This is a genomic window from Deinococcus taeanensis, from assembly GCF_020229735.1.
Classification (GTDB): Bacteria; Deinococcota; Deinococci; order Deinococcales; family Deinococcaceae; genus Deinococcus; species Deinococcus taeanensis.
Genome location: NZ_CP083455.1, coordinates 2,116,177 through 2,139,016 on the forward strand (window position 1 = coordinate 2,116,177; position 22,840 = coordinate 2,139,016).

At 70.2% G+C, this 22,840-nt stretch carries 21 protein-coding genes, 1 tRNA gene and 1 pseudogene; 9 read left to right on the forward strand and 14 right to left on the reverse strand.

The window, feature by feature from the left end; genetic code table 11:
• The first annotated feature begins 131 nt into the window (after positions 1-131).
• Positions 132-1,388: an aminopeptidase gene (locus tag LAJ19_RS10165; protein ID WP_225475647.1), complete on the forward strand. Its 1,257-nt coding sequence runs from the start codon at positions 132-134 to the stop codon at positions 1,386-1,388.
• 119 nt (positions 1,389-1,507) lie between these two features.
• Here LAJ19_RS10165 and LAJ19_RS10170 read toward each other — a convergent pair whose 3' ends face one another.
• Together LAJ19_RS10170 and LAJ19_RS10175 are read right to left on the reverse strand one after the other, a co-directional pair.
• A complete protein-coding gene (locus LAJ19_RS10170) occupies positions 1,508-2,425 on the reverse strand; it encodes a ferritin-like domain-containing protein (protein ID WP_225475648.1) in 918 nt (305 codons plus the stop codon).
• A gap of 340 nt (positions 2,426-2,765) precedes the next feature.
• A complete protein-coding gene (locus LAJ19_RS10175; RefSeq protein WP_225475649.1) occupies positions 2,766-3,758 on the reverse strand; it encodes a malate dehydrogenase in 993 nt (330 codons plus the stop codon).
• A 160-nt stretch (positions 3,759-3,918) separates the two neighbouring features.
• On the opposite strand from LAJ19_RS10175, the gene LAJ19_RS10180 reads away from it, so the two are divergent.
• Positions 3,919-5,007 (forward strand): GGDEF domain-containing protein, encoded by a 1,089-nt coding sequence (locus tag LAJ19_RS10180; RefSeq protein WP_225475650.1) that lies wholly within the window; start codon positions 3,919-3,921, stop codon positions 5,005-5,007.
• 21 nt (positions 5,008-5,028) lie between these two features.
• Here LAJ19_RS10180 and LAJ19_RS10185 read toward each other — a convergent pair.
• Positions 5,029-5,849 (reverse strand): annotated as a pseudogene (locus LAJ19_RS10185) (enoyl-CoA hydratase/isomerase family protein).
• A 273-nt stretch (positions 5,850-6,122) separates the two neighbouring features.
• Here LAJ19_RS10185 and LAJ19_RS10190 point away from each other — a divergent pair.
• Positions 6,123-6,668: a CAP domain-containing protein gene (locus tag LAJ19_RS10190; protein ID WP_225475651.1), complete on the forward strand. Its 546-nt coding sequence runs from the start codon at positions 6,123-6,125 to the stop codon at positions 6,666-6,668.
• Between the two features lie 71 nt (positions 6,669-6,739).
• Here the strand turns inward: LAJ19_RS10190 and LAJ19_RS10195 are convergent, their stop codons facing one another.
• Positions 6,740-7,894 (reverse strand): MFS transporter, encoded by a 1,155-nt coding sequence (locus LAJ19_RS10195; protein WP_225475652.1) that lies wholly within the window; start codon positions 7,892-7,894, stop codon positions 6,740-6,742.
• 2 nt (positions 7,895-7,896) lie between these two features.
• Positions 7,897-8,151, reverse strand: a complete 255-nt coding sequence (locus LAJ19_RS10200; protein ID WP_225475653.1) for a hypothetical protein — start codon at positions 8,149-8,151, stop codon at positions 7,897-7,899.
• 718 nt (positions 8,152-8,869) lie between these two features.
• Between LAJ19_RS10200 and LAJ19_RS10205 the strand changes: the two genes are divergently transcribed.
• Both LAJ19_RS10205 and LAJ19_RS10210 read left to right on the forward strand, forming a co-directional pair.
• Positions 8,870-9,409, forward strand: a complete 540-nt coding sequence (locus LAJ19_RS10205) for a DinB family protein (RefSeq protein WP_225475654.1) — start codon at positions 8,870-8,872, stop codon at positions 9,407-9,409.
• On the forward strand, positions 9,406-10,071 hold the full coding sequence (locus LAJ19_RS10210; protein ID WP_225475655.1) for an HD domain-containing protein: 666 nt from the start codon (positions 9,406-9,408) through the stop codon (positions 10,069-10,071). Before LAJ19_RS10205 ends, LAJ19_RS10210 begins: the two co-directional genes overlap by 4 nt.
• 48 nt (positions 10,072-10,119) lie before the next feature.
• Here LAJ19_RS10210 and LAJ19_RS10215 read toward each other — a convergent pair whose 3' ends face one another.
• The 7 genes from LAJ19_RS10215 to LAJ19_RS10250 all read right to left on the reverse strand — a co-directional run bounded on the left by LAJ19_RS10215 (position 10,120) and on the right by LAJ19_RS10250 (position 18,238).
• Positions 10,120-10,746 carry a histidine phosphatase family protein gene (locus LAJ19_RS10215; protein WP_225475656.1) on the reverse strand — a complete coding sequence of 209 codons (627 nt, stop codon included), beginning with the start codon at positions 10,744-10,746 and terminating at the stop codon, positions 10,120-10,122.
• On the reverse strand, positions 10,743-11,186 hold the full coding sequence (locus LAJ19_RS10220) for an acyl-CoA thioesterase (RefSeq protein ID WP_225475657.1): 444 nt from the start codon (positions 11,184-11,186) through the stop codon (positions 10,743-10,745). The genes LAJ19_RS10215 and LAJ19_RS10220 overlap by 4 nt, the downstream gene beginning before the upstream one ends.
• 151 nt (positions 11,187-11,337) lie before the next feature.
• Positions 11,338-12,570 (reverse strand): DUF790 family protein, encoded by a 1,233-nt coding sequence (locus tag LAJ19_RS10225; protein WP_225475658.1) that lies wholly within the window; start codon positions 12,568-12,570, stop codon positions 11,338-11,340.
• Entirely contained in the window at positions 12,557-13,960 is a 1,404-nt protein-coding gene (locus tag LAJ19_RS10230) for a DEAD/DEAH box helicase family protein (protein ID WP_225475659.1), read from the reverse strand. Before LAJ19_RS10230 ends, LAJ19_RS10225 begins: the two co-directional genes overlap by 14 nt.
• 113 nt (positions 13,961-14,073) lie before the next feature.
• Entirely contained in the window at positions 14,074-17,232 is a 3,159-nt protein-coding gene (locus tag LAJ19_RS21675) for a GAF domain-containing protein (RefSeq protein ID WP_255639828.1), read from the reverse strand.
• Positions 17,233-17,424: 192 nt separating this feature from the next.
• Positions 17,425-17,501: transfer RNA gene (locus LAJ19_RS10245), tRNA-Arg, on the reverse strand.
• A gap of 209 nt (positions 17,502-17,710) precedes the next feature.
• Positions 17,711-18,238, reverse strand: coding sequence for a GNAT family N-acetyltransferase (locus tag LAJ19_RS10250; protein WP_225475660.1), 528 nt, complete (start codon positions 18,236-18,238; stop codon positions 17,711-17,713).
• A gap of 297 nt (positions 18,239-18,535) precedes the next feature.
• On the opposite strand from LAJ19_RS10250, the gene LAJ19_RS10255 reads away from it, so the two are divergent.
• Genes LAJ19_RS10255 through LAJ19_RS10265 form a run of 3 tightly spaced genes read left to right on the forward strand, consistent with a single transcriptional unit; the run spans position 18,536 to position 20,215 of the window.
• Positions 18,536-18,796: a hypothetical protein gene (locus LAJ19_RS10255; RefSeq protein WP_225475661.1), complete on the forward strand. Its 261-nt coding sequence runs from the start codon at positions 18,536-18,538 to the stop codon at positions 18,794-18,796.
• Positions 18,797-18,804: 8 nt separating this feature from the next.
• Positions 18,805-19,707, forward strand: a complete 903-nt coding sequence (locus LAJ19_RS10260; protein WP_225475662.1) for a DMT family transporter — start codon at positions 18,805-18,807, stop codon at positions 19,705-19,707.
• A 1-nt stretch (position 19,708) separates the two neighbouring features.
• Complete coding sequence (locus LAJ19_RS10265; protein ID WP_225475663.1) at positions 19,709-20,215, forward strand: hypothetical protein; 507 nt, start codon at positions 19,709-19,711, stop codon at positions 20,213-20,215.
• 2 nt (positions 20,216-20,217) lie between these two features.
• On the opposite strand, the gene LAJ19_RS10270 is transcribed toward LAJ19_RS10265, so the two are convergent.
• Positions 20,218-20,865 (reverse strand): DUF2268 domain-containing putative Zn-dependent protease, encoded by a 648-nt coding sequence (locus tag LAJ19_RS10270; RefSeq protein ID WP_225475664.1) that lies wholly within the window; start codon positions 20,863-20,865, stop codon positions 20,218-20,220.
• A 22-nt stretch (positions 20,866-20,887) separates the two neighbouring features.
• Positions 20,888-21,235 carry a hypothetical protein gene (locus LAJ19_RS10275; protein WP_225475665.1) on the reverse strand — a complete coding sequence of 116 codons (348 nt, stop codon included), beginning with the start codon at positions 21,233-21,235 and terminating at the stop codon, positions 20,888-20,890.
• A 128-nt stretch (positions 21,236-21,363) separates the two neighbouring features.
• Between LAJ19_RS10275 and LAJ19_RS10280 the strand changes: the two genes are divergently transcribed.
• Positions 21,364-22,815 carry a magnesium chelatase ATPase subunit I gene (locus tag LAJ19_RS10280; RefSeq protein WP_225475666.1) on the forward strand — a complete coding sequence of 484 codons (1,452 nt, stop codon included), beginning with the start codon at positions 21,364-21,366 and terminating at the stop codon, positions 22,813-22,815.
• Positions 22,816-22,840 lie beyond the last annotated feature (25 nt).

Here is a 22,840-nt window from a genome sequence, read left to right on the forward strand (position 1 = left end):
TCAGCATAGCGACCGACCCTCAAGATTGGTATCGGAAACTCCGCGCCCTCGCCGCCGTGCCCGCCCCAAACCGCGTGCGGGCCTGTCGCCAGGGCACCCGTGCGGCGCCTGGTCCCTCTACAGTGAGGGGCATGACCCCCTTTCAGGAGAACCTCGCGCGGTACGCCGAGCTGCTCGTCCGGACCGGCGTGAACCTGCCCCACGGCGGCAAGGTGCGCATCGTGGCGCCTGTCGAAGCGACCGAACTTACCCGTCTGGTCGTGCGCGCCGCGTACCGCGCCGGCGCCGCGGACGTGCGCGTCACGTACAGCGACCCGCACCTTGACCTCGCGCTGTTCGAGGATGGCAGCGACGACGCTGTGAACTTCCTGCCCGGCTGGCACGCCCGGGAGCGCGAGGCCATGGTGGAGGACGGGTACGCGTCCATCGCTATCGTCGGTGAGGACCCGGCGCTGCTGGCTGGCGTGAATCCCACGCGGGTCGCGGCACGCAGCAAACTCGCGGCGCAGGCCATGCGGCGCGTCAGTGCGGCCACCGGCAGCTTCCAGGTGAACTGGACGGTGGCTGCCATGGCGACCCCCGCGTGGGCGGCGCGCGTCTACCCGGACCTGCCGGCCGATGAGGCGGTCACGCGGTTGTGGCAGGACATCTTCACCGTTACGCGCGCCGATCAGCCTGACCCGGTCGCCGCGTGGGCCGAGCACCTCGCGCGCCTGGAACGGCTGACGGCGTTCCTGAACGCCAGACAGTACGCCGCCGTGCACCTGCGCAGCGAACTGGGGACGGATCTCCTGGTGGGTCTCGCGGAGCGGCACGTGTGGCAGGGCGGCGCGGAAACCGCGCGCAACGGCGTGCGCGGTGTCCCGAACCTGCCCACCGACGAGGTGTTCACCGCCCCGCACCGCGACCGCGTGGACGGTTGGGCCGTTGCGAGCAAACCGCTCAGCGCGCGGGGCCAGCTGATCGAAGGCATCCGTGTTCGCTTTGAGGGCGGCCGGGCGGTGGAGCTTCACGCGCAGCGCGGCGAGGACACCCTGCGGCAGCTGATCGGCACGGATGAGGGCGCCGCGCATCTGGGTGAGGTGGCGCTGGTGCCCGCCTCCGCGCCGGTCGCCCAGACCGGCACGCTGTTCCTGAACACCCTGTTCGACGAGAACGCCGCGTCGCACATCGCCCTGGGCCGCTGCTACCCCACCAACGTGCAGGGCGGCACCGACCCCGAGGTGCTGCGCGCCGCGGGCGGCAACGGGGACAGCCTGATTCACGTGGACTGGATGATCGGAACGCCCGGCACCGATGTCGACGGCGTCACCGCGGACGGCGCCCGCGAGCCCCTGATGCGCGCCGGCGAGTGGGTGGTGGGCTCCCCGTCAATCCGGCAGCAATGAGAAGGGGGCACACAGATCTGTGTGCCCCTCTCCCGGGTTCCGTACGCCTCGTGCCCGGAAAGCCGGGTGACGCTAGGCGCAAGGCCTGGCGCGCGGCGACGGTCTCGCCGTGGCCGTGCTTACAGCGCGAGGATCTTGCTGAAGTCGCCGCTGAGGCCGTCGGGGAAGAAGCCGCCCTTGGTGGCGTTCACACCCAGGAACACGATGTTCCCGACCTGACGCGGCGTGCGGCTGTACGCGATTGCGTTGGAGTCGGCCAGGACGATGTTCGCCATGCCGTTGGCGTCCAGGATGCCCTGGTCGGTGTCCAGTGGGCCGTCGACGCTGTCGCGCAGGTTGCTGATGGCCTGCACCACGTCACTGACCTTCAGGGACGCCGTGACCTGCGTGTCGCGCTGCTGGTACAGCAGGGTGCGGATCATGCCGGCGTGGTACGCCTCGACGGCCAGGATGCCTGCCGCGTTCTCCAGGTTCCCGCCGGCCGAGTCGTCGCTGAGGAGACGTGCGGCGCCCTTGTACGCGGTGACGCCCACGTCCTCGAAGACAAACGCGCCGTGCAGGAAGAACAGGTCGTTGGCGAACGGGTTGAAGTTGGCGATTGCTCCGCCGGACGCGGCTTTGCCGGCCGCGACGAAGGCCGGGCCGAGGTCCAGCGTGGGCTGCGCCACGGCGCTGAGGCCCAGCACCTTGCGGATGACCCGCACGTGGGCGAGCTCGTCGGTGGCGATCTCGTTGGCATAGGCGCGGACGTCGGCGGAAGCGAACTTCACGCCGTCACCGTTGCGACCGGTGAAGCCGGCGGGGAGGATCACCTTGCTGCTGTCGCCGCCTGCGGCGTCCAGCTCCTGGAGGCGACCCGTGGCGGCGAGGTAGAACGCCGCTTCCAGGTACTCCAGGTTCAGCGCGAAGTTGAAGATGGTCCCGTCGAGGTTGGGTTTGGGGACGCTCATGGCGGGCGCGCAGCTGGCGAGCAGGGTGGTGGCGCCAACGGCACCAGCGGTACCCAGGAAACGGCGGCGGTTGATGGTGTTGCTCATGGTGATCCCTCCAGGTGAATGAGAGCGAGGTGCGGCGGGCCGAACGAGGACACTCCTCCGGTTGGGGGCCACGCCCGCCGGTCCGGTCTGATGTCACTCTGACCAGCCATATGCCGTGGCCGCTCAACTGGATCACCGGATCACAAAGGATGAAGATCACATGAACATCCGGTGTGTGGGCGGCCCGGCGCGGCCGGGTCAGCGCGTCTGCCTGCCCCTTCTCCCCGCCGCCTCGCAGTCCGGACTTCGCCGGTCACCTGCCGGGCTGGACCGACGCGCCCAGCGCACAACGAGCAGAGATCGGGCCGCGGCCCGCTCTCTGCTGAGGCTGAAGCTGGGGTTACTTCACCAGACCGAGTTTACGAACCTCGTCGCGTTCCTCTTCCAGTTCCCGGGCGGTGGCGTCCATCTTGCCGCGGCTGAAGTCGCTGACCTCCAGGCCCTGCACAATCTCATACTGACCGCCGCTGCACTTCACGGGGAACCCGTAGATCAGTCCCTCGGGAATGCCGTAGCTGCCGTCGCTGGGGATCCCCATGCTGACCCATTCACCTTCGGCGGTGCCGAGCGCCCAGTCACGCATGTGGTCGATGGCGGCGCTCGCGGCACTCGCGGCGCTGCTCAGCCCGCGCGCTTCGATGATGGCGGCGCCGCGCTTGGCGACGGTGGAAATGTACTGCTGCTCGTACCACTCGCGGTCCACCTGGTCCAGGGCAGGCTGGCCGTTCACGGTGGCCCGGCTCAGATCAGGGTACTGGGTTGAGGAGTGGTTGCCCCAGATGGTGAGGTTCTTGATGCTGCTCACGGGCTGCGCGGTCTTCTCGGCAAGCTGGGAGATCGCCCGGTTGTGGTCGAGGCGGACCATGGCCGTGAACTGCTTCGGGTCAAGATCGGGGGCGTTCTGCTGGGCGATCAGGGCGTTCGTGTTGGCGGGGTTGCCGACCACCAGGACCTTCACGTTGCGGCTGGCCACGGCGTTCAGCGCCTCGCCCTGAGGTTTGAAGATGCCGCCGTTCGCGCCGAGCAGGTCGCCGCGTTCCATGCCGGCCTTGCGGGGCATGGCGCCCACGAGCAGGGCGTAATCGGCGTCCTTGAAGGCGACCATCGGGTCGTCGCTGGTGACGATGTCGGCCAGCAGGGGGAAGGCGCAGTCGCGCAGTTCCATCACGACGCCCTGCAGCGCTTTGAGGGCGGGGGTGATTTCCAGCAGCTGGAGGATCACCGGCTGGTCCTTCCCGAGCATGTCGCCGGAGGCGATGCGGAAGAGGAGGCTGTAGCCGATCTGGCCGGCGGCGCCGGTCACGGCGACACGGACGGGTTGTTTCATGGTCATGGTGTTCCCTCCAGTGGAAATGGTTTTACGGCTCACGATAACGCGCCGCTGCCGGGTGGAGCGCGGAGTTCCTGTGAGGGGAACAGGCGCGGGACTTCATTTGCCTTGATGTCAAACTGCTGCGAGGCTTCTGTCAGGCGCGCGGGCCTACTGTCAGGGCGTGCCGAGCGCGCTCCTCCAGACCGAATCGACCACGCCGCACGAACAGATGTTTCGCCGGCAGGCGCTGACGGCCATCGTGGGCATCTCGCTCGCCACGGCGCTGCTGGGGCTGACCGTGAGCTTCCCGCTGGCGTGGGCGCCCGGCATCAAGATGGGCCTGGCGTTCCTGGTGGTGAAGAACATCGGGTTCCTGCTGTGGCTGCGGGCGTTTCCGGCGCAGTACCCGCTGCTGGGTGCGCTGCATTTCCTGATTCTGGTGGGCACCAGCGTGTACAAGTTCTCGCAGGCGGTGCTGGGAGAACACCTGGCCGCCCCGGGGGGTCTGGGCACGTACTCGTACTGGTTGCCGCTGGGGTACGTGGTGGCGTTCCTGGTGTTTCCGCGCCGGGTGGCGCTGCTGTGCTCCGCGGGGGTGCTCACGGTCCTGACCGGCATCGTGCTGCTGTACGTGCTGACCGGCGGGGACGAGACAGCCGTGCAGCGCACGAACTCGACGCTGTTGGTGCAGGTGCTGCTCACGCACGTGACGTTCATCAGTTTCTTCGTGCTGTTCGGCGTGCTTCAGGACCGCTACGTGCGCGTGATTGCCCAGGCGCAGAGCGAGGCGCGCGCCGGGTACCTGGATCTGCTGACCGGGGTGCCCAACCGGCGGCAGCTGACCGTGTGGCTCTCCGGTCGCCTGCATTCACCCCTGGGGACCGAGGAACTCAGTGTGATCCTGTTCGATATCGACCACTTCAAGCAGGTGAACGACACGCACGGGCATGATTACGGGGATGAAGTGCTGCGCCGCACTGCCGCCGCTGTGACCGGGCAGTTGCGCCGGGGGACGCTGTTCGGCCGCTGGGGCGGGGAGGAGTTCCTGGTGATCCTGCCGGGTGCGGGCGCGGCGGAGGCGCAGGGGGTGGCCGAGAGGATCCGGCTGGGGGTCGCTCAGGTCAGGTATGACCGGCCGCTCACCGTGACGGTGAGTCTGGGCGTGGCCCAGGCGCGGGCAGGGGACTCGCTGGAGTCCCTCGTCAAACGCGCCGATGACGCGCTGTACGGCGCGAAGCGCGCAGGCCGTAACCAGGTGCAGGCCGCCTGATCCTGCCTGCCTCCCGGCTGCTCAGATGGGCGCGTCCGGCTGGAAGTTCGGTTCGCGTTTCTCGCGCAGGCTCGCCAGGCCTTCGCGGACGTCAGGGCCGGTGAAGCCCAGGAATTCCAGGGCGAGGCTCGCGTCAAAGGTGGGGCCCATGGCCCGCAGCCAGTTGTTCAGGGCGTACTTCGTCCAGCGGATGGCCGTGGGGCTGCCCGCAGCGAGACGCCGCGCGACACTCCAGGCGCGCGGCAGCAGCTCGTCGTCCGGCACGCTGAGGCTCACCAGGCCGATGCGCTCGGCCTCCTCCCCGCTGACACTCTCGCCGGTCAGCAGGTGGTACTTGGCTTTGTTCAGGCCGCACAGCAGCGGCCAGATGATCGCGGCGTGATCGCCCGCCGCGACGCCCAGGCGGACATGCCCGTCGAGGAGCCGCGCGCTGCGCGCGGCGACGCTGACGTCTGCGAGCAGCGCCACGGCCAGCCCGGCCCCCACGCAGGGCCCGTGGATGGCACTCACGATGGGCCGCGAGCAGTTGATGACGTTGTAGACGAGGTCCCGGGCTTCCTTCCACACGCGGGCCAGCGCGGTGAAGTCCCCGGCCATCTCCTCGATCAGCGTGAAGTCCCCCCGGAGGAAAAGCCGCGCCCCTCTCCGCGGATGAGAACGCACCGGACGCCGGGGGTGTCGTCAATGTCACGCCATACCGTGGTCAGGGCGCGGTGCGCGTCGGCATTCACGCTGTTCAGGGTTTGTTCGCTGCGGATGACGATTTCCAGGATGCCGGGGTCGTGCAGCGTGAGGTTCAGGCCCGGGTAGCGGTCCGGGGTGGTCAGCTGGGCGGTCTTCATGCCGCGCAGCGTACGGCAGGCGGCACGGATCACGGCGCCGGGCGTCCGTGCCCGCCGGATGCCCCTGGTGACGCGGGTCACTTTATGCGGCAGGGGGTCACTCCCCCTGCCGCGTTGAAAACCGGCAGTACTGCGCGGCCGGAGCGCTTATGCTGCGGCATGACCTGCGGAGGCCGGAACAGAGTGGCGTGGAGTGCAGTGACGGCGCTGGCCGTGACACTGCTCGTGGGGTGCGGCGGCTCTCCGGGCGTCCCACCAGCGAATGAGGGCACCGTGACCGTGCAGGTCACGGACGCGCAGTACGGCGTGCAGTTCTCGTACACGACCACGGTGGCCTTCAAACCGGAGCGCGCGCCCCTGCCGGACTTCACGCAGTCGGCCGCGGAGAAACAGATGCTGACGGTCATCAACGCTGAACGGGCCCGCGGGGGCACGTGCAACGGCGTGCCGTACCCACCCGCGCAGCCGCTGCTGTTCGAGGCGCATCTGCAGAAAGCCGCGACGCTGTACGCCCGGGAACTCGCGGCGAGCGGCGCGCTGAGCCTCGAGCACCGCAGCGCGAAGGACGGGCGCGTGCCGTCGCAGCGCATGGTGGACGCCGGGTACCGGCCGGTGCCGCCGGCCGGCGCGGCGTGGCTCTTCGAGGAGAGCCTCGCGGCGGGCCTGGGCTTCACGGACCCGGCGGAGGTGGTCGCCGCCTGGAAACAGAGCCCGAAGCACTGCCGCGCCCTGTTCGAGAACATTCAGGACGGCGCGGTCGCCCGCGCGGACGGCGCGGCCGGCACGTTCTGGGTGCTGAACATCTCCGGCTGGAACTGACCGGGCCCGGCTGAGCAGCCCCTGCCGCCCTCACCCCGGGCGCGCACGCAACGCGCACAGGCCGGCCAGGCTCAGGGCCGCGGGCGCCAGCCCACCGCGCCGACCAGCGCGGCCAGCAGCATGCTCCCGGTGACCAGGGCCACCACGCCCGGCCAGAGCGCCGCTTCGAAGATGTGCCCGGCAACGACGCTGGCAACCGCCGCCCCGCCGTAGTACGCCAGGTGATAGAGCCCGGCAGCGAGACTGCGGGCCTGCGTGACGTGACGCTGCACGGCGTTCAGCGCAGCGGCCTGCGCCAGGAACACACCGCAGGCCGCTGCCGCGACGCCCGCAATGATCAGAGGCAGGGGGGCCGCCAGGGTCAGCAGCAACCCGGCGGCGCTCGCCCCGGCCGCCGTGAGCAGCCCGGTCCGGGGCCCGCGGGCGGCCAGGAACGGCGCCGCGACCGGAGTGATCACCACACCCAACAGGTACACGGCGAACACCGCCCCGGTCTGCGCGGTGTTCAGACCGTACGGCGGGGCGCTCAGGCGCAGGGTGAGGGTGTTGAACGTGCCGACCAGCGTGAACAGAAGCAGGAACCCCACGGCACATGTGGCCAGCAGCGAGGAATTACGCAGGTGCGCTCCCAGGGCGCGCAGAACGCCGCGGGCGTCACGGGACGGCCGGAAGTGAGTCTCGGCGGGCAGCCGGGTGCTGAGCAGCGCCCCGGCGAGGCTGGTTGCCGCCAGGAACGCGAACGCCGCCTGCCAGGGAGCGTGCGCGGCGATCACGCCTGCCAGGAACCGGCCCAGGAAACCGCCCAGCACGGTGCCGGTCACGTACCCGGTCAGTGCGCGGGCGCGGCGGGCGGGCGAAACCTCCTCGCCGATGTAGGCGTTCAGGGCCACCATGACGCCGGGGATCAGCAGCCCCTGCGCGAACCGCGCGGCGTTCAGGGCGTCCAGCGTGTGGGCCTGCGTGGCGAGCAGCGCCGGGAGGACCAGCAGCGCGAAGGCGGCCATCACAGTGCGCCGCCGGCCCCAGGCGTCCGCAAGAACGCCGGCCAGGGGGGACGCGAGCGCCATGGCGAGCATGGTCGCGCCGATCACGCCGCCCACGCGGGCTGCACCCGCGTGAAACTCACCGGCCAGGGTGCCCAGCAGGCTCTGCGGGGCGTACACGTTCAGGAACACCAGGGTGCCCAGCGCCGCAAACAGCAGCGGGGACGGAGCGCGGCCGGGCACGCTCAGCGGGCAGGATGAAGCAGGGTGGGGCGGGCGTCCAGAGCGATACTGCCGGCGCCGTCCAGGCGGTCCAGGACCGCCTCGAACGTCCAGTCGCGCGCCCAGAGGCGTTTCACAGCGTGCAGGGCGGCCGTGCCCGGCGGCGTGAACGTGGCGCTCTCACCGCCGCTCTCCCCGGGGCGGCGGACGGTCAGCGCGCCCGGCGGCAGGTCGGTGCGCGCCAGGGCCCGGTAGAAGACCTGCACGGCGTCATCCATCAGGTACGTGGTGCGGATCAGAACCTGCGCCTGCGCGGCGAGGGGTTCCAGGGCGTCCTCGTCAATGCGCGCAGGCCGGATGGGCGCGAACAGGCGCCGCAGCTGTTCGGGCAGGTTGCCGTGCCGGTAGAAGCTCTCCTCGAACTCGGCGGGGATCAGCAGCCCCCCAGCCCCTGCGCGGCGAGATGGGCGGCTTCCTGCCCGGCCGGGCCGGGCTGACGCTGGGCTTCGGCGAAGGTCAGCATGAACCGCAGCATAGCGGCCTTCACGCCCTCCCCGCTTCAGAAGGCTGCGCGGCGGTGGTCTACACCGGCACGCTGCCCGCGCCTGCCCGGCGGCACACCCAGGCCGGCCGGGTGGCCTGACTGCCCGTTTCCTGCGCTGTGGCCGGCCGGGCGCCCAGCCAGAGGAGTTGCGCCCGGTGCTGTCACGCTGAAGTCGGCCTTGGCTGAAGGCCGGACCATGGGGTGACACACAGCGCGGGTGAGGTGCAGATCGCTGGGCAGGCCCACCTTCCAGGGCGGAATCGGGCGTGAAGTGCTGCAGCGCAGGGGAGCCGCTCCCAGCGAGGCTGACCTTGATCCGGGGGACAGACAGCACCCCGGTGCGCGGCCCGCAGTCGGGAGGGCGGGGGTGCCGGGCGGACGGCACAGCCGAAGTGGGCAGGGTGCTCCGTGAGGCGCGCGGTCTGCGGCCCGCGGGCCGCTATGCTGCGCGCATGATGAGCCTGGATCCGCGCGCGCCCATCGGGCCGATCCGTGACCTGCCCCGCACCCCGCAGAGCCTGACGCAGGTGGCCGGGCGCATGGAGGACGCCGTCCGGGCGTGGCGCACCCTGCTGAGCGCCCCGGACGGCACGCCCCTGACCGGCGGCGCCCTGCTGGCGCGGCGCCCACACCCGCAGGGCTGGAGTGTCGCCCAGCTCGCGCACCACACTGCGGACGCGCACGTGCATGGCCTGAACCGGCTGCGGTACGCGCTGACCACACCAGGGTACGTGGTACAGCCCTTCAATCAGGACGCGTGGCTGACCCTGCCGGACGCGGCGCTGCCGGTGAGCGCCGCGCTGGCCCTCCTGGACGCCGCGAACGTCCGCTGGGCGGCACTGCTGCGCGGTCTGGACGCCGCGCGCCTGGACACGCACCTGACGCATCCGCACGAAGGGGAGCAGGACCTGTGGCGGCTGGTCGCCAAGCACGACTGGCACCTGCGCCACCACCTGGCGCAGGCGCAGCTGGCCGCGCAGGAAGGCGGGTGAACGCCCTGGCGCCCCTGCTGGCACTGGACGCGCGCCTGGACAGGGTGTGGGCGTGGGTGCAGGCGCAGATGCGGCCGGACGCGGCGCATGACGACGCGCACCTGGCGCGCGTGGCGCGCTGGACGATCCGCTGCGCGCCGGACGTGCCGCCCGTGCTTGCGGTCGCGGCGGCCCTCACGCACGACGTGGTGAACCTCCCGAAAAACCACCCGCAGCGCACGCAGGCCAGTGAACTGAGTGCGCAGGCGGTCCTCGTTCACCTGCCGGCCCTGGGGTTCACGCCCCAGGACGCGGACGCGATTGCCCAAGCCGTGCGGGACCACAGTTACTCGCGGGGCGCCACGCCCACCACGCCGCTGGGAATGGCGCTGCAGGACGCCGACCGTCTGGACGCCCTGGGCGCGCTGGGGGTCCTGCGGGTGGCGGGCGTGGGCGGGCAGCTGGGGCGCGCCATGCTGCACCCGGAGGATCCGTGGGCGCAGGACCGCACGCCGGATGATCTGGCCTACACGGTGGATCACTTCTTCACGAAACTGCTGCGGCTGGACGGCACCTTCCTCACGCCGGCCGGGCAGGCTGAGGCGCGCCGGCGTACGCTGACCATGCGGGCCTTTCTGGCGGAACTGGCCAGTGAGCTGGAAATCGCCCCGCCCGAACACTGAAGAGGCGCCCGTGTCACCCGGCGCCTCGCCTCTCCCCTGCAGGCCGGGTTACTCCAGGTGGGCGTGGTCGTTGTACGTGTGAAGCGTCCAGCGGACGTCTGCGCCCTGCCCGTGGCGGGTCAGGGTGGTGAGGCTGGTGTGTGCCAGCTGGTACGGGAAGGGCAGCACGTACCCGGGCTGGGGCTGGGCGGGCCAGGCGAACAGGTCGCACAGCAGCGCGCGGATGGCGGCGCCGTGACTGAACGCAATCACCTGCCCGGCGGGCAGCGATCCGGCCCATTTCCGCAGCCGCGCGCCCACCGCCGCCAGACTCTCGCCGCCCGGCGCGGGCCGCTGCCAGGGGTCGAGCTGCCACTCGGCGTAGTGCGGGTCGTGCAGCACCTCACCAGTGGTGACGCCCTCATACTGCCCGAAGTGCAGTTCGCGCAGGCGGACGTCGAGCGTCAGGGGCGTGCCGGCCGGCAGGACCAGTTCGGCGGTGCGGGCGGCGCGGGCCAGGTCGCTGCTGTGCGCCGCGTCGAAGGTGCGGCCCGCGAGCCGGGAGTTCAGGCGCGCCGCCTGCGTTTCCCCCAGGGCGCCCAGCGGGGTGTCGGTCCAACCCTGCCAGCGCCCGGCGCCGTTCCAGTCGGTGGCGCCGTGCCGGACGAGCGTCAGGTGCAAGGCGGGGCTGGTCATGGGCGCGCCTCGAAATCCGGTTCCTGCGCGCGGGTGTCCTGTCCGTCGGGCAGCGGCGGCACGGGCCGGGGGCGGCCCTGGTCGTCCAGGGCGACGAACACGAAGTACCCGGTCGTGGCGAGTTCCTGGTCGCCGGTGGGCATGTGCTCGCGGTACACGTCCACACGGATGGTCATGGAGGTGCGGCCCACGCGGACCACCTGCGCGTCGAGGGCCACGGCGTCCGCCACGCGGATGGGCACGTGGAAGTCCACGCCGTCCATGCGGGCGGTCACCACGTTCCCGCCTGCGTGACGCACTGCGGCGATACTGGCGGCCTTGTCCATCAGGGACAGCACCCAGCCGCCGAAGGCGGTGCCGTGGTAGTTCGTGTCTTTGGGGAACACCAGTTCCAGCATGCGGGCGCGGCTGCGCGGGGCCTTCATTGTTTTGTCTTCCATGGTCGGCACTCCTGGGCGCCCGCGGTCCGGGCAGGGTCAACCTTGAGAGTGTACAGGGCGTCCCGCCCGCCCCACGCGGAGCGTCACCCGGGCCGGGACGATCTGCGCTTCACCGGTCCGGCGCCTCGGGCTTCGTGGCTTCCCCCCGCACTCAGGGGGTAGTGACAGCGTGCCGGTCGGCGAGGGCCAGCACGTCCTTTGGATTCAGGACGCCCTTGAACCACACGACGCGCTCCCCGAAGTCGCTGGGGTTCACGCCGGCGCGCTCGAGGTTCAGGCGTTCGCTCACGCAGACGATCACGTCGCTGCGGCGGGCCTTGCGCAGCAGATCGAATTTTTTGCGCAGGTACTCGGGCCGCCAGTACCCGACGATCTCCACCAGCACCGACCGGTCACCCTGCACGAGGCGGAAGTCCGGGAGGATCACGCCGCCCGGCACCGGCACGAGGTCCACTTCGCGCTCCAGGGTCCAGGGCGTGTCGAGTTTCGCGAAGCGTTCGGCAAAGCCGCTTTCCAGGGCGCTGTCGTGCTCATCAGGCGGCGCGTAGTGGCTGACGTAGCCGTCCTCGCTGGTGAGCTGAAAGGACCATTCGGTGTCGCCGGGATCCACCCACGTCAGGTCGCGGCGGGGTTTCAGAGCGGCGCTCAGGTCCCATTTCGTGACGTGCAGCAGTGCCGGCAGGAATTTCGCCATGCTCAGCCCGTAGCGGGTGGTGGCGCCGAACAGGCTGGCCGGGCCGTCCAGCGTGAGGGTGAACCCCAGGTTCGCGTCGCCTTCCACGGTGGCCATCAGTCCGAAGAACTTCAGGTACTTCAGCAGCTGCTTGTACCGGGCGGGTTCGTTGCGCCGCGCCGTGATCACGAGTTCCGTCGCGCGGTACAGCATGCCCTGCGCCTGCGCCAGGTCGAAGCGGTGAATGAGTTCCAGAGGGGCGGGCGGGTCGAAGGCCACCAGCGACTGCTGGTCCGGCAGGTCGGCGTACAGCGCCGCCTGAAGGTCCTGGGGGCTCAGGGGCCGCTCGCTGCCCAGCGCCCGCGCGGCCTGCTCCAGCACGAGCGCCGCGTTGCGGCGGCTGGGCACCACGCCCTGCGCGAGCGTGAACACCCGTTCGCGCACCACTCCGGGCTCCACGTGCCCGCCCGCCTCGAAGGTGCTCATGTTGGTCAGCAGGTGAGCGAGGCCGCGCAGCACCTTGAAGTCCTGCCGGCCGGCCTCCAGCACCCGCAGGTCCTCGTCCAGCTCGAAGCGGCGCCGACCGACACTGGCCTCGAAGGTGCTGATCAGGCGCGCGGCGAGGTCCAGGTTCTGCGTGGTGGGCTTCAGACGCCGCGGTTCGACCAGCCCGGCCTTCACGCGGAACATCAGCAGCTCAGTCGGAAGCATTCAGGTCCTCCCACGGGGTGCCCCCGCCGCCCTGGCCGGGCTGCCACTGGCCGCGGCGCTGCCGGCTGACGCGCTCCTCGCTGGTGCCCTCGGTGATCACCTCGTACAGCACGGCCGTCTTGCCTTCGGCCTTGCGCAGAATGCGGCCCAGGCGCTGAATGTGCTCACGTTCCGTGGCGGTGCCGGACAGGACCACGGCCACGCTCGCCTCGGGCACGTCCACGCCCTCGTTCAGCACCCGGCTGGTCACCAGGAGGCGGTACTCGCCGCGCCGGAAGCGTTCCAGCAGCGTGTGCCGTTCCTTCACCGGCGTCTGGTGCGTGATTGCGGGAATCAGGAACTCACGGCTGATACGGTACACGGTGGCGTTGTCATCGGTGAAGAGCAGCGTGCGGGCCTGCGGGTGGTTCGCCAGGATCTCCTCGAGCACCCGCAGCTTGCCGTCCGTGCCGTACGCCAGGGATTTCGCTTCCCGGTGCGCGAGCATGGCCCGCCGGCCGTGCGGCGTGCCGCTCGCCATGATGAACTGCTTCCAGCCGTCCAGGGACCCCAGCCGGATGCCGTTGAGCCTCAGGAACTCGTTGCGCTGCCGGATCAGGTCGTCGTAGTGCCGCTGCTCCTGCGCGCTCAGGCGCACGCGGATGACCACCTCCCGGTACTCGGCGAGCGTATCCCCCGCCAGGTCCTCCGGCGCCACCTGGTACACGACCGGCCCGATCAGGCTGTCCAGGTCCCGCTCGCGCCCGTCCCCGCGTTTCGGGGTGGCGGTCAGGCCCAGCCGGTACGGGGCGAGGCCCATCTCCGCAATCACCCGCGTGAAATCGCTCGGCAGGTGGTGCGCCTCGTCGAAAATCTGCAGCGCGTACCGCCCGGCGAGTGCCTCGGCGTGAATTGCGGCGGAATCGTACGTGCTGACCAGCAGCGGCGCCTCATCGTGACTGCCGCCGCCCAGCAGCCCCACGGGCGTGTCCGGGAAGGCCGCCACCAGCCCCGCGTACCACTGCTGCAGCAGGTCCAGGGTGGGCACGCAGATCAGCGCGCTGCGCGGCGTGTCCCGCAGGGCCAGCTGCGCCACGAGCGTCTTGCCCGCCCCGGTGGGCAGCACCACCACGCCCCGGCGCCCGGCCCGTTTCCAGGCGCTCAGGGCGCCGGTCTGGTGCGCGTACGGGGTGACTTCGCGCGCGAACCCCAGTTCCAGCTTCTCGAACGCCGCCGCGCTGTCCCGGAACGGCACGTCTGCGCCGCGCAGCGCCTCCACCACAGCCCGGTATGCGTGCCCCGGCGCGCGCCACGACTGGCTGCGGGCGTCCCACGTGAAATGCGCCGCGACGCAGGCCGGCACCTCGCTCATCACGAGCGTGCCGCGGTCCAGACGCAGGGAGGGGGCCATTGGACCGGCATGGTAGCCGGACCCGGCCGGGCCCGCAGTGCCGCGCGCAGCAATTCACGCCGGGCGGCGTCCAGAGCCCTTTCCTGATGGCGCTTCCGCCTGCGGGCGCCGGATCAGCGTTCCTCGTCCGCCGCGTGAAGCGTCAGGTGGAACACACTGCCCTGACCGGGCTGCGCCTGCGCCCACACCCGGCCGCCGTGATGCTCCATGATCTTGCGCACGATGGCCAGGCCCATGCCGGTGCCCTGGTACTCGTCCCGCCCGTGGAGGCGCTGGAAGATCTGGAAGATGCGCTCAGCGTACTGCGGCTCAAAACCGATGCCGTTGTCATGAACCTGCACGTGCCAGCAGTTCCCGTCCCGGGCAGCCTGCACGTGCACCTGCGGCGCCACACCAGGACGCTGGAACTTGATGGCGTTCCCCAGCAGATTCTGAAACAGCTGCGCCAGTTCGGACCGCACGCCCAGCACCTGGGGCAGCGCCTCCCATGTGACGTGCGCCCCGCTTTCCCCGATGGCGCCCTGCAGGCTGTCCACGGCGTCCTGGAGGGGCCCCTCCAGCGGCAGCGGCGTCAGTTCCTCCTGCACGACGTTCAGGCGCGAGAAGACCAGCAGGTCATCAATGAGGACCTTCATGCGTTCAGCGCCCCGCGTGACCAGCTCCAGGTACCGGCGGCCCTTGTCATCCAGGTCCGCACCGTAACGGCGGTTGATCAGCTCGGAGAAACTCGCGATGGTCCGCAGCGGCTCCTGAAGGTCATGACTGGCCACGTACGCGAAGCGCTCGAGTTCCGCGTTCGACCGCTCCAGTTCCCGGGTCCGCTGCTGCAACGCGCGGGCGTTCTCCGCCCCTTCGAGCGTCAGGCCCACGCTGCGCATCACGGTGGCCAGCACCGCCCGGTCCGTGGCAGTCCAGCGCCGCAGGCCGAACAAACCCACCACAATGACGCCCTGCACCTTGCCGCCCACCCGGACCGGCAGGGAAGCGGTCGCACTGATATGCCCCACAGTGGGTTCCAGATTGTCGTGCCGCCTGTCGTACTCGTCCTGGTACAGCGGTTCCCCCGTCTCGTACGGAATGCGGACCGTGCGGGTCGGTTCGTACGGCAGACCGGCGTTCACCTGACGCTGCAGCTCCTCGTTGCGCAGGTCACCCACCTGGGACTGCACCCGCCAGGTGTCGCCCTCGCGCTCCCAGTACAGGGCGTACCCGTCGGGCAGCAGGGACAGCATGATCTCCTGCGCCCGCAGGATCAGGGCGTACGGGTCGGCTTCCAGCGTCAGGTTGCGCGTCAGGTCCTCGAACGCCTCGAGGGCCTGCGTCCTGGCCTGCAGGGCGTCCCGCTGCCGCTCAAGCTGCCGCGCCACGTCCGCGCGCTCCAGAGACAGGTTCAGGCTCCGCCCGACCGAGCGCACCACCGCCTGGCTGTCCTCCGACCACTGCTGGGTGCCCTTCAGGCCCACCGCCATCAGGCCCACCACGTGCTCCCCCACCAGCATGGGGTACAGCGCCACCGTGCCGTACTCCTCGGTGGCCGCCACCTGCTCCCGGTCCGGATTCCAGGCATTCACGAACACCGGCGCGCGGGTGTGCACTGCGTCCCGGAAGGTGGGCGCGTCGGCCGGAATGCCGGCCGTGATGCTCTGCACCACCGCCGGAGCAATATCGTCCGTCCACACCTGGGCGCGCCACGTGGCGCCGTCGCGTTCGTAGTACGCGGCGCTGCATTCCAGGAAAAACCCGCGGAAGACCGTCAGCGCCTCCCGGGCCAGGGTGTGCACGTCGGTTCTCGCGCCCGCCGCTTCCGTGAACCGCACGAACGCCTCGAGGGTGGCCGCCTGGTTCTCCAGTTGCCGGGTGCGGTCCTCCACGCGGCGTTCGAGCAGCGCGTGACTGTCCTGCAACTGCTGGTACAGCCGCGCGTTGTCCATGGCGACCGCAGCCTGAGCCGCCAGCCCCACCATGAGCTGCTCGGCGCGCTCGGTGAACACGCCTGCGTCTCCATGGCCGAAGAACAGCCCGCCCAGCACCTCACCGGAACGCGACACCACCGGCACCGCCAGGTAACTCCGGACGGGAAGGTGACCCGGCGGCATGCCCTGGTGCGGAGCGTTCCGCCCGTACCGCGGATCGAGGGTGATGTCGTCCGAGCGCACCACGCGCTGCTCCGTGAAGGTGGCACTGAACACCGGCGTGTTGCGCGGCATCGGAAACGTCGCGAAGGCCTCCCGGGAGGCCCCGGCAATGGTGTACAGCATGAGGTTTTCCTGACTCTCGTTGGTCACGTGGTAGAAAAACGCCCCGAACTGAGCTCCCGTCAGTTCCACCCCAGCGTCCGTGACGCCCTGCACCATTCTGCCCAGATCCAGTTCCGCGGATACCGTCTGCCCGATGCGGTTCAGCAGCCTCAGTGTCTCTGCCTGCTCCTGCAGCCGAACCTCGGCGGCGGTCCGGCCCAGGGCCTGCGCGCACTGCTGCACGATGGCCAGCAGGAACTCACGTTCCTCGGGGTGAAAGTGCCGGACTTCCGAGAAACTGAGCGCCAGCACCCCCCACAGCTGGCCTTCCACCAGCAGGGGCAGGGCAGCAAGACTGCGGGTGTGCGCGGCGCGCGTTCCCAGCGACCCCGGGTACTGCTGGTCGAAGACGTCGCCCGCCACAAAAACAGCCTGCCCGGTGCGCGCCGCGTCACAGGGGGGAATGTCCAGCGTCAGCGGGAACCGCGCGAACCGCGCGCGCAGCTCGTCTGAATACCCGACCTCGCCGTGCAGCTCCAGATGAGCCTGATCAGCGGAGGGCCTGACCAAGGCGCCCATGTACGCCCCAGTCGCTGCCACCGCATGCCGGAGCATGATCTGGACGACCTGCTCCGGAGTCTCGGTTTGCGCCAGGGCGGCCGTTACCGCCTGTAGCGCCACGGTTCGCCGCTGGGAACTTACGTTCCGGATCTGCACGGCCAGACTGCCTTTGTGCGGCGTGACATGCACGCGAACCCAGCCTCCCAGAGACGGATTGAACGCGTCGTACTCGACCTGGAGCCCCTGAGTGCGTGCCCGGCGGCTCTCGCTGAGCCAGCGGTCGCTGAACGCGAACCCGAAGTCAGCCTCCAGGGACCGGCCGAGCAGGTCCTGACCCTTCAGACCCACAATGGCCCCTGCACTATCGTTCGCGTAACTGAAGCGGCCCGCTGCGTCCAGCACGAACAGGGCGTCCTCGCTGACGCCAAGAAGCCGGGCCAGCGCCGGTGATAACGCTTCACCGTACCCGGTCACGAAACGACCCGGCAAGACAGAGGGAGAGCGGCGTGGTCAGGCAACAGGCCTGCATTGTAAGACAGGCTCGAGAGCTCACCCCGAGCAATTCTTCAGAGTGCGCAGTGACAGGCCACCGGTCCAGACGGAGCCGCGGGCCATCCACCAGCGAAAGCAACAGCAGAAAGTCCGCCTCACGGCGGACTTTTTCTCTGGTGTGCCCGAAGGGATTCGAACCCCTGGCCTTCTGATCCGTAGTCAGACGCTCTATCCAGCTGAGCTACGGGCACACGGTCCGGCGTTCAACCGGATGCGACAGCCGAAGAAGGTTATCTGTTTCACGCGAGGTTTGCAAGGGTAGGCAGCAGAGCCTCCTTCGGCAGCTCTGGAAAGGTTGGGGGTGCGGTGGCGCGCGGTGGTCAAATTCCGGCCGGCCGGGACGTGGCCCAGTGCCTCGTGCCTGGGCGGGCCGGCACTGTGCCGCGGGGGGAAGACAGAGTCAGCGGTCGGTGAGGGTCAGTTCGGTGAGGGCAGGTTCAAACCCCAGGCGTTCGTACAGGGAGCGTGCGGCGGAGGTGGTGCTGAGGTGCAGGCGGGTGATGCCGCGGGTGCGGGCGGCGTGCAGGCAGGCCGTTACCAGGGTGTGGGCGTGTCCGGCGCGGCGGTGGTGGGGGTGTGTCCAGACGTTCACGATGCGGGCGTGCCAGGGGTTGGGGTGCCCTCTCGTGGGGCCCCAGTGAAGGAGGGTCAGGCCGGCACCGGCGATCACGGCGCCGTTCACGTCGTGCAGGAAGCCCAGGTACGTGCCGTTCGTGATGGCCTGCGCCACCCACTCTGCATAGATGGAGTGGTCAGGTCCGTCGGGCTCGGTGGGGTAGCGGTGCGTGGCGATGATGCGGGCATCGTGGGGGGCAGCTGGGCGCATCAGGGGGTGAAGGTTGCGGCGTGGGCGCTGGGTTTGCGCCGCAGGGTTGACGGTCAGGCCGCTGTGTTCAGCCAGTTGTGCGGGGGTCAGGGGTTCAGGCATGGGGGATTTCCGGCGGAACTTGACCTCAAGTGTACTTAGGGTTCTGGGGTGAGGGTATGCCAACTCTCCTCCCCGCATGCCCTGTCCGCCCGCGCCTCTGAGCCGCCCTTCACCGCCGTGGCGGCCCCATGGGCATCGCGCCCCTGACGCTCCCAATCTGGCCCACCAAGGGGCCTTCTGTCCTGAGCCTGCAGAACCGGCAGGGGCCGCCGCACTGGCGTCCGGTCCCAGCACGCTTCAAGGCGCGGACGAGTCGCGGGCGGCAGCGCCCTGCTGCCTGAGCTGCTGACGGTTCCCATGACTGTGCCGCCCATTGGCGGGGATACTCCTCCGGACGCCCTTCCGAAGCCCGTTGCTCGGGACGTGACGCTGGAACGCCGGGGGCTCATGGGCCGGCACGTGCCCCTGACCGCGCCGCACGGCGCGCCCAAGCCGCGCCGGACGCACGTGCGTCCGGCGCGGACTCCGGGGGCCCGCCACGGCGCGCCAGCTGCGCACCGTGCAGGCGCCGCCTGGCCTGCTGGACAGCCGACGCGCGGCGCGAACGTGATGGTCTAGCCTGCCGCATGGCCCGCCTGAAGTCTGCCCTGGTTGCCGCTGCGCCGCTGCTGTTCGTGCTGCTCTGGAGTACCGGGTTTCTGGGTACGAAGGGGGCGGCACGCAACGCTGACCCTTTTGCGTACCTCACGGTGCGGTTCGTCCTGGCGGCCGCACTGATGGTGGCCCTGACGGCGGCGCTGCGCGCGCCGTGGCCCACACGGGCCCAGGCGGGCCGTGCGGCGGTGACCGGGCTGCTCCTGCACGCCGGGTACCTGGGCGGCGTCACGGTGGCCATCTGGCTGGGCCTCCCGGCCGGCGTGACGAGCGTCCTGGTGGGCCTGCAACCCCTCCTGACCGGCTTGCTGTCCTGGCCGGTGCTGGGGGAACGGGTCACGCGGGCGCAGTGGGCGGGCCTGCTGCTGGGCTTCGCGGGTGTGCTGCTGGTCGTGGGCGGCCAGGGCATCGGAAGTCAGACGACGGCCAGCCGCCCGGCCCTGCTGGCCGCCGCGTTCGCGCTGGTCTGCACCACTGCCGGCACCCTCTACCAGCGCCGCGCGGGCGGCGACATGCCCCTGCTGGGCGGCACGGCCGCGCAGTACGTCGTTAGCGCCGCCGCGCTCGGGGCCGTCACCCTGGCGCGCGGAGGCGGTGTGATCCACTGGAACGCGGAATTCATCCTGTCCCTCACGTGGCTGGTGCTGGTCCTGTCGGTCGGGGCGATCCTGCTGCTCATGCGCCTGCTGCGCGACCTGCCGGCGGCGCGCGTGAACAGCCTCTTCTACCTCGTGCCGCCACTGGCCGTGCTGGAAAGCTGGGCACTGTACGGCGAACGCCTCAGCGCCCTGTCGCTGGGCGGCCTGCTGCTGTGCGTGGCAGGCGTCGCCCTCGCCGCCCAGCAACCCACCGCCCGCCCGGCGCGTACCGGGTGACATGAGCGAACTGAACGGACGGATCGGCGGCGTCACCCAGGGGTACGACCTGCACGCGGGCTGGAACGGTGAACGCCTGGACGGCCGCATCGGCGGGACCTTCCAGGGCAAGGACATCAAACTCACGGTCCGCGCCGGGGACGTGGACGGCCGCATCGGCGGCACGTTCGCCGGGTTCGACGCCGACGGCGACGTGACCGCCCAGAGCGTTAGCGTGCGCCTCGGCGGCCGCATCGACGGGGACGACGTGCACCTCCAGATCAGCGGTGACCGCGTCCGGGGCCGCTTCTCCGGCCGCATCGACGGCAAGGACATCGACCTGCACGTCAGGGGTGACCGCCTGCACGGCCGCATCGGGGGCGTGCTGGACGGCAAGGACGTGAACCTCACCCTGAACGGCGTGCCCGTGGAGGTCGCCGCGCTGGCCGCCGCCTGCGCGTACAAGGCCCTCGAAGATCAGCAGGCGCACGACGCTTCTGCCGCCAGCAGCAGCCACAGCGGGGGGTGAATCTAAGAGAGGGCGTCGCCCGCTGCGTTCAGAACGGCCGCAGCGGGCGTGTTGACGTGGTCCTGAGCAGTCCCCCCAAGGCGTCTCAGGGCGTGGCCGACCAGTTCGAATCCCAGGGTGTACCCGGCCCAGCGGGGCAGGCCGTGTGCCCCGGACCCGTAGAACCACGCCTCGAACCCGAAGTCGGTGGTCTGGAGCAGCGGCTGCGCCCTCTGCCAGAGCGCGGCCCGGTGGATGCGGACCTGGGCGTAGGCGGGTGCCTGCCCGGCCCGCTCGGTCCGTTCGTGGTGCTGGGCGAGGCCCTCTGTGACCAGCACTTCCAGCAGGGTGCGGCCGTAACCGGGGCCGCGCCAGCGGCGGGCGTGGTGGAGTTCGTGGGCCAGTGTGGCGGGCAGTTCGGTGCGCCAGCCGGGCAGGAATTTCGGGTTGTCGGGACTGACCGTCAGTTCCACATACGACCCGGTGGGCGCGAATCCGTGAATCCCGGTTTCCGGCAGCCCCCAGGGCAGCACCCGCAAGGCCACGTCCACGCCGGTCAGACCCAGCTGAGCGGTGTGGCGTTGCAGGGTCGCCTCCAGCACATGCCTCATCTCATCCGCCAGGGGCGAAGGCAGGGTCCCGGCCGCGTTCATGACATGCATGACGTTCATCGCGGCTGTCTTTCCTCCTGGCTTACTCGCCGCTGTCCTTGCGGCGCAGCAGGAAGAATCCGGCGGCGCTGCCCAGGGCGAGCAGGATGGCGGGCGCGCCGATGGCCCAGCTGGCGGTTCCGGCGAGGGTGACGATGAGGCCGAGAATGCCGAGGATCCAGCCGCAGGCGAGCAGGGCGAAGGTGGTCCAGGGGAGGCGGCTGACGGTGATGAGGGTCAGTGGCAGGAACGTGGCGTAGAGCAGGGGGCGGACGCTGCCGCTGGTCTGGAGGTCCGGGGTGGTGGCGGCGAGTGCCCAGACGGTCAGTGCGGCGACGGGGATCAGCAGCAGCGTGGCGGCGGGGCTGGTGGGTGTCCGGGTACTGGTCATGCGGTCAGCGTAGTGGGTGGCGATCCGGCCTGCACGCGAAGTTGCGGCTTCCGGGCGGGCGCGGCAGCGGGGGATTCCCAGCAAGCCGCACATTCCCGCGTGTGGGTGCGTGGTACGTTCCGCGCATCATGACTGTCACTGCCAGGGCGAGGACGTTAGGGGAACTGCTTCAGACCGCGGAGTACGCGGGGCGCTCGCCGTTCGACGGCCGGGCGCGGCTGGTGCAGGACGAGGTGCGGGAGAATCTGACCCGCAAGCTGCGCAGCGGAGAGGAGCTGTTCCCGGGCGTGGTCGGCTACGACGACACGGTGATTCCGCAGCTGGTGAACGCACTGCTGGCGCGGCAGAACTTCATTCTGCTGGGTCTGCGGGGTCAGGCGAAGAGCCGGATTCTGCGGGCCATCACGGACCTGCTGGACGAGGAAGTGCCGGTCATTGCGGGCGTGGACATGCCGGACGACGTACTGAACCCGGTGGGCGCGGAGGGCCGTCACCTGCTGGAGGCGCACGGGCTGGAGCTGCCGATCCGGTGGCTGCCGCGCGCAGACCGGTACGTGGAGAAACTCGCGACGCCGGACGTCACGGTCGCGGACCTGATCGGGGACGTGGACCCGATCAAGGCGGCGCGGCTGGGCACCAGCCTGGGGGACGTGCGGAGCATGCATTTCGGGTTGCTGCCGCGCGCCAACCGCGGGATTTTCGCGGTGAATGAACTGGCGGACCTGGCGCCGAAGGTGCAGGTGGCACTGTTCAACATCCTTCAGGAGGGGGACGTACAGATCAAGGGCTACCCGATCCGTCTGGAGCTGGATGTGATGCTGGTGTTCAGCGCGAACCCGGAGGATTACACGGCGCGCGGGAAGATCGTCACGCCCCTGAAGGACCGCATCGGCAGTGAGATCCGCACCCACTACCCCACGGACGTGCAGCTCGGCATGAACATCACGGCGCAGGAAGCGGTGCGCAGCGCGGACGTTGTGGTGCCGGGGTTCATTGCGGAACTGATTGAGGAAATCGCGTTCCAGGCGCGCGAGGATGGCCGGGTGGACAAGATGAGCGGCGTGTCGCAGCGTCTGCCGATCTCGCTGATGGAAGTGGCGGCCGCGAACGCGGAGCGCCGCAGCCTGATGGCCGGGGACGCCGCGGTCGTGCGCGTCAGTGATGTGTACGCGGGCCTGCCGGCCATCACCGGGAAGATGGAACTGGAGTACGAGGGGGAACTGAAGGGCGCGGACAACATTGCCCGGGACGTGATCCGCAAGGCGGCCGGCGCGGTGTACGCGCGCCGGTACGGCAGCGCGAATACCCGCGAGCTGGAGAAATGGTTCGAGGGTGGGAACGTGTTCCGTTTCCCGCAGGGTGGTGACGCCGCCGGGGCGTTGAAGGCGGCGCGGGAGGTGCCGGGCCTGACGGACCTGGCGGCCGAGGTGGCCCTCAGTGCAGACGACGCGGTGCGCGTGGCGGCTGCGGAGTTCGTGCTTGAGGGCCTGTATGGCCGGAAGAAGCTGTCGCGCGCCGAGGAGCTGTACGCGGCGCCGGAACCGGAAACGCGTCAGCAGCGCGGCGGCCGCTGGAACTGAGACCGCCCTTTTCTGGGGGGCCGTC

Coding starts and splice junctions, on each gene's coding strand:
- LAJ19_RS10165 (WP_225475647.1), top strand. CDS start 132: ATGACCCCCTTTCAGGAGAACCTCGCGCGGTACGCCGAGCTGCTCGTC.
- LAJ19_RS10170 (WP_225475648.1), bottom strand. CDS start 2,425: ATGAGCAACACCATCAACCGCCGCCGTTTCCTGGGTACCGCTGGTGCC.
- LAJ19_RS10175 (WP_225475649.1), bottom strand. CDS start 3,758: ATGACCATGAAACAACCCGTCCGTGTCGCCGTGACCGGCGCCGCCGGC.
- LAJ19_RS10200 (WP_225475653.1), bottom strand. CDS start 8,151: ATGGATGACGCCGTGCAGGTCTTCTACCGGGCCCTGGCGCGCACCGAC.
- LAJ19_RS10205 (WP_225475654.1), top strand. CDS start 8,870: ATGATGAGCCTGGATCCGCGCGCGCCCATCGGGCCGATCCGTGACCTG.
- LAJ19_RS10215 (WP_225475656.1), bottom strand. CDS start 10,746: ATGACCAGCCCCGCCTTGCACCTGACGCTCGTCCGGCACGGCGCCACC.
- LAJ19_RS10220 (WP_225475657.1), bottom strand. CDS start 11,186: ATGGAAGACAAAACAATGAAGGCCCCGCGCAGCCGCGCCCGCATGCTG.
- LAJ19_RS10225 (WP_225475658.1), bottom strand. CDS start 12,570: ATGCTTCCGACTGAGCTGCTGATGTTCCGCGTGAAGGCCGGGCTGGTC.
- LAJ19_RS10230 (WP_225475659.1), bottom strand. CDS start 13,960: ATGGCCCCCTCCCTGCGTCTGGACCGCGGCACGCTCGTGATGAGCGAG.
- LAJ19_RS10250 (WP_225475660.1), bottom strand. CDS start 18,238: ATGCCTGAACCCCTGACCCCCGCACAACTGGCTGAACACAGCGGCCTG.
- LAJ19_RS10255 (WP_225475661.1), top strand. CDS start 18,536: ATGACTGTGCCGCCCATTGGCGGGGATACTCCTCCGGACGCCCTTCCG.
- LAJ19_RS10260 (WP_225475662.1), top strand. CDS start 18,805: ATGGCCCGCCTGAAGTCTGCCCTGGTTGCCGCTGCGCCGCTGCTGTTC.
- LAJ19_RS10265 (WP_225475663.1), top strand. CDS start 19,709: ATGAGCGAACTGAACGGACGGATCGGCGGCGTCACCCAGGGGTACGAC.
- LAJ19_RS10270 (WP_225475664.1), bottom strand. CDS start 20,865: ATGAACGTCATGCATGTCATGAACGCGGCCGGGACCCTGCCTTCGCCC.
- LAJ19_RS10275 (WP_225475665.1), bottom strand. CDS start 21,235: ATGACCAGTACCCGGACACCCACCAGCCCCGCCGCCACGCTGCTGCTG.
- LAJ19_RS10280 (WP_225475666.1), top strand. CDS start 21,364: ATGACTGTCACTGCCAGGGCGAGGACGTTAGGGGAACTGCTTCAGACC.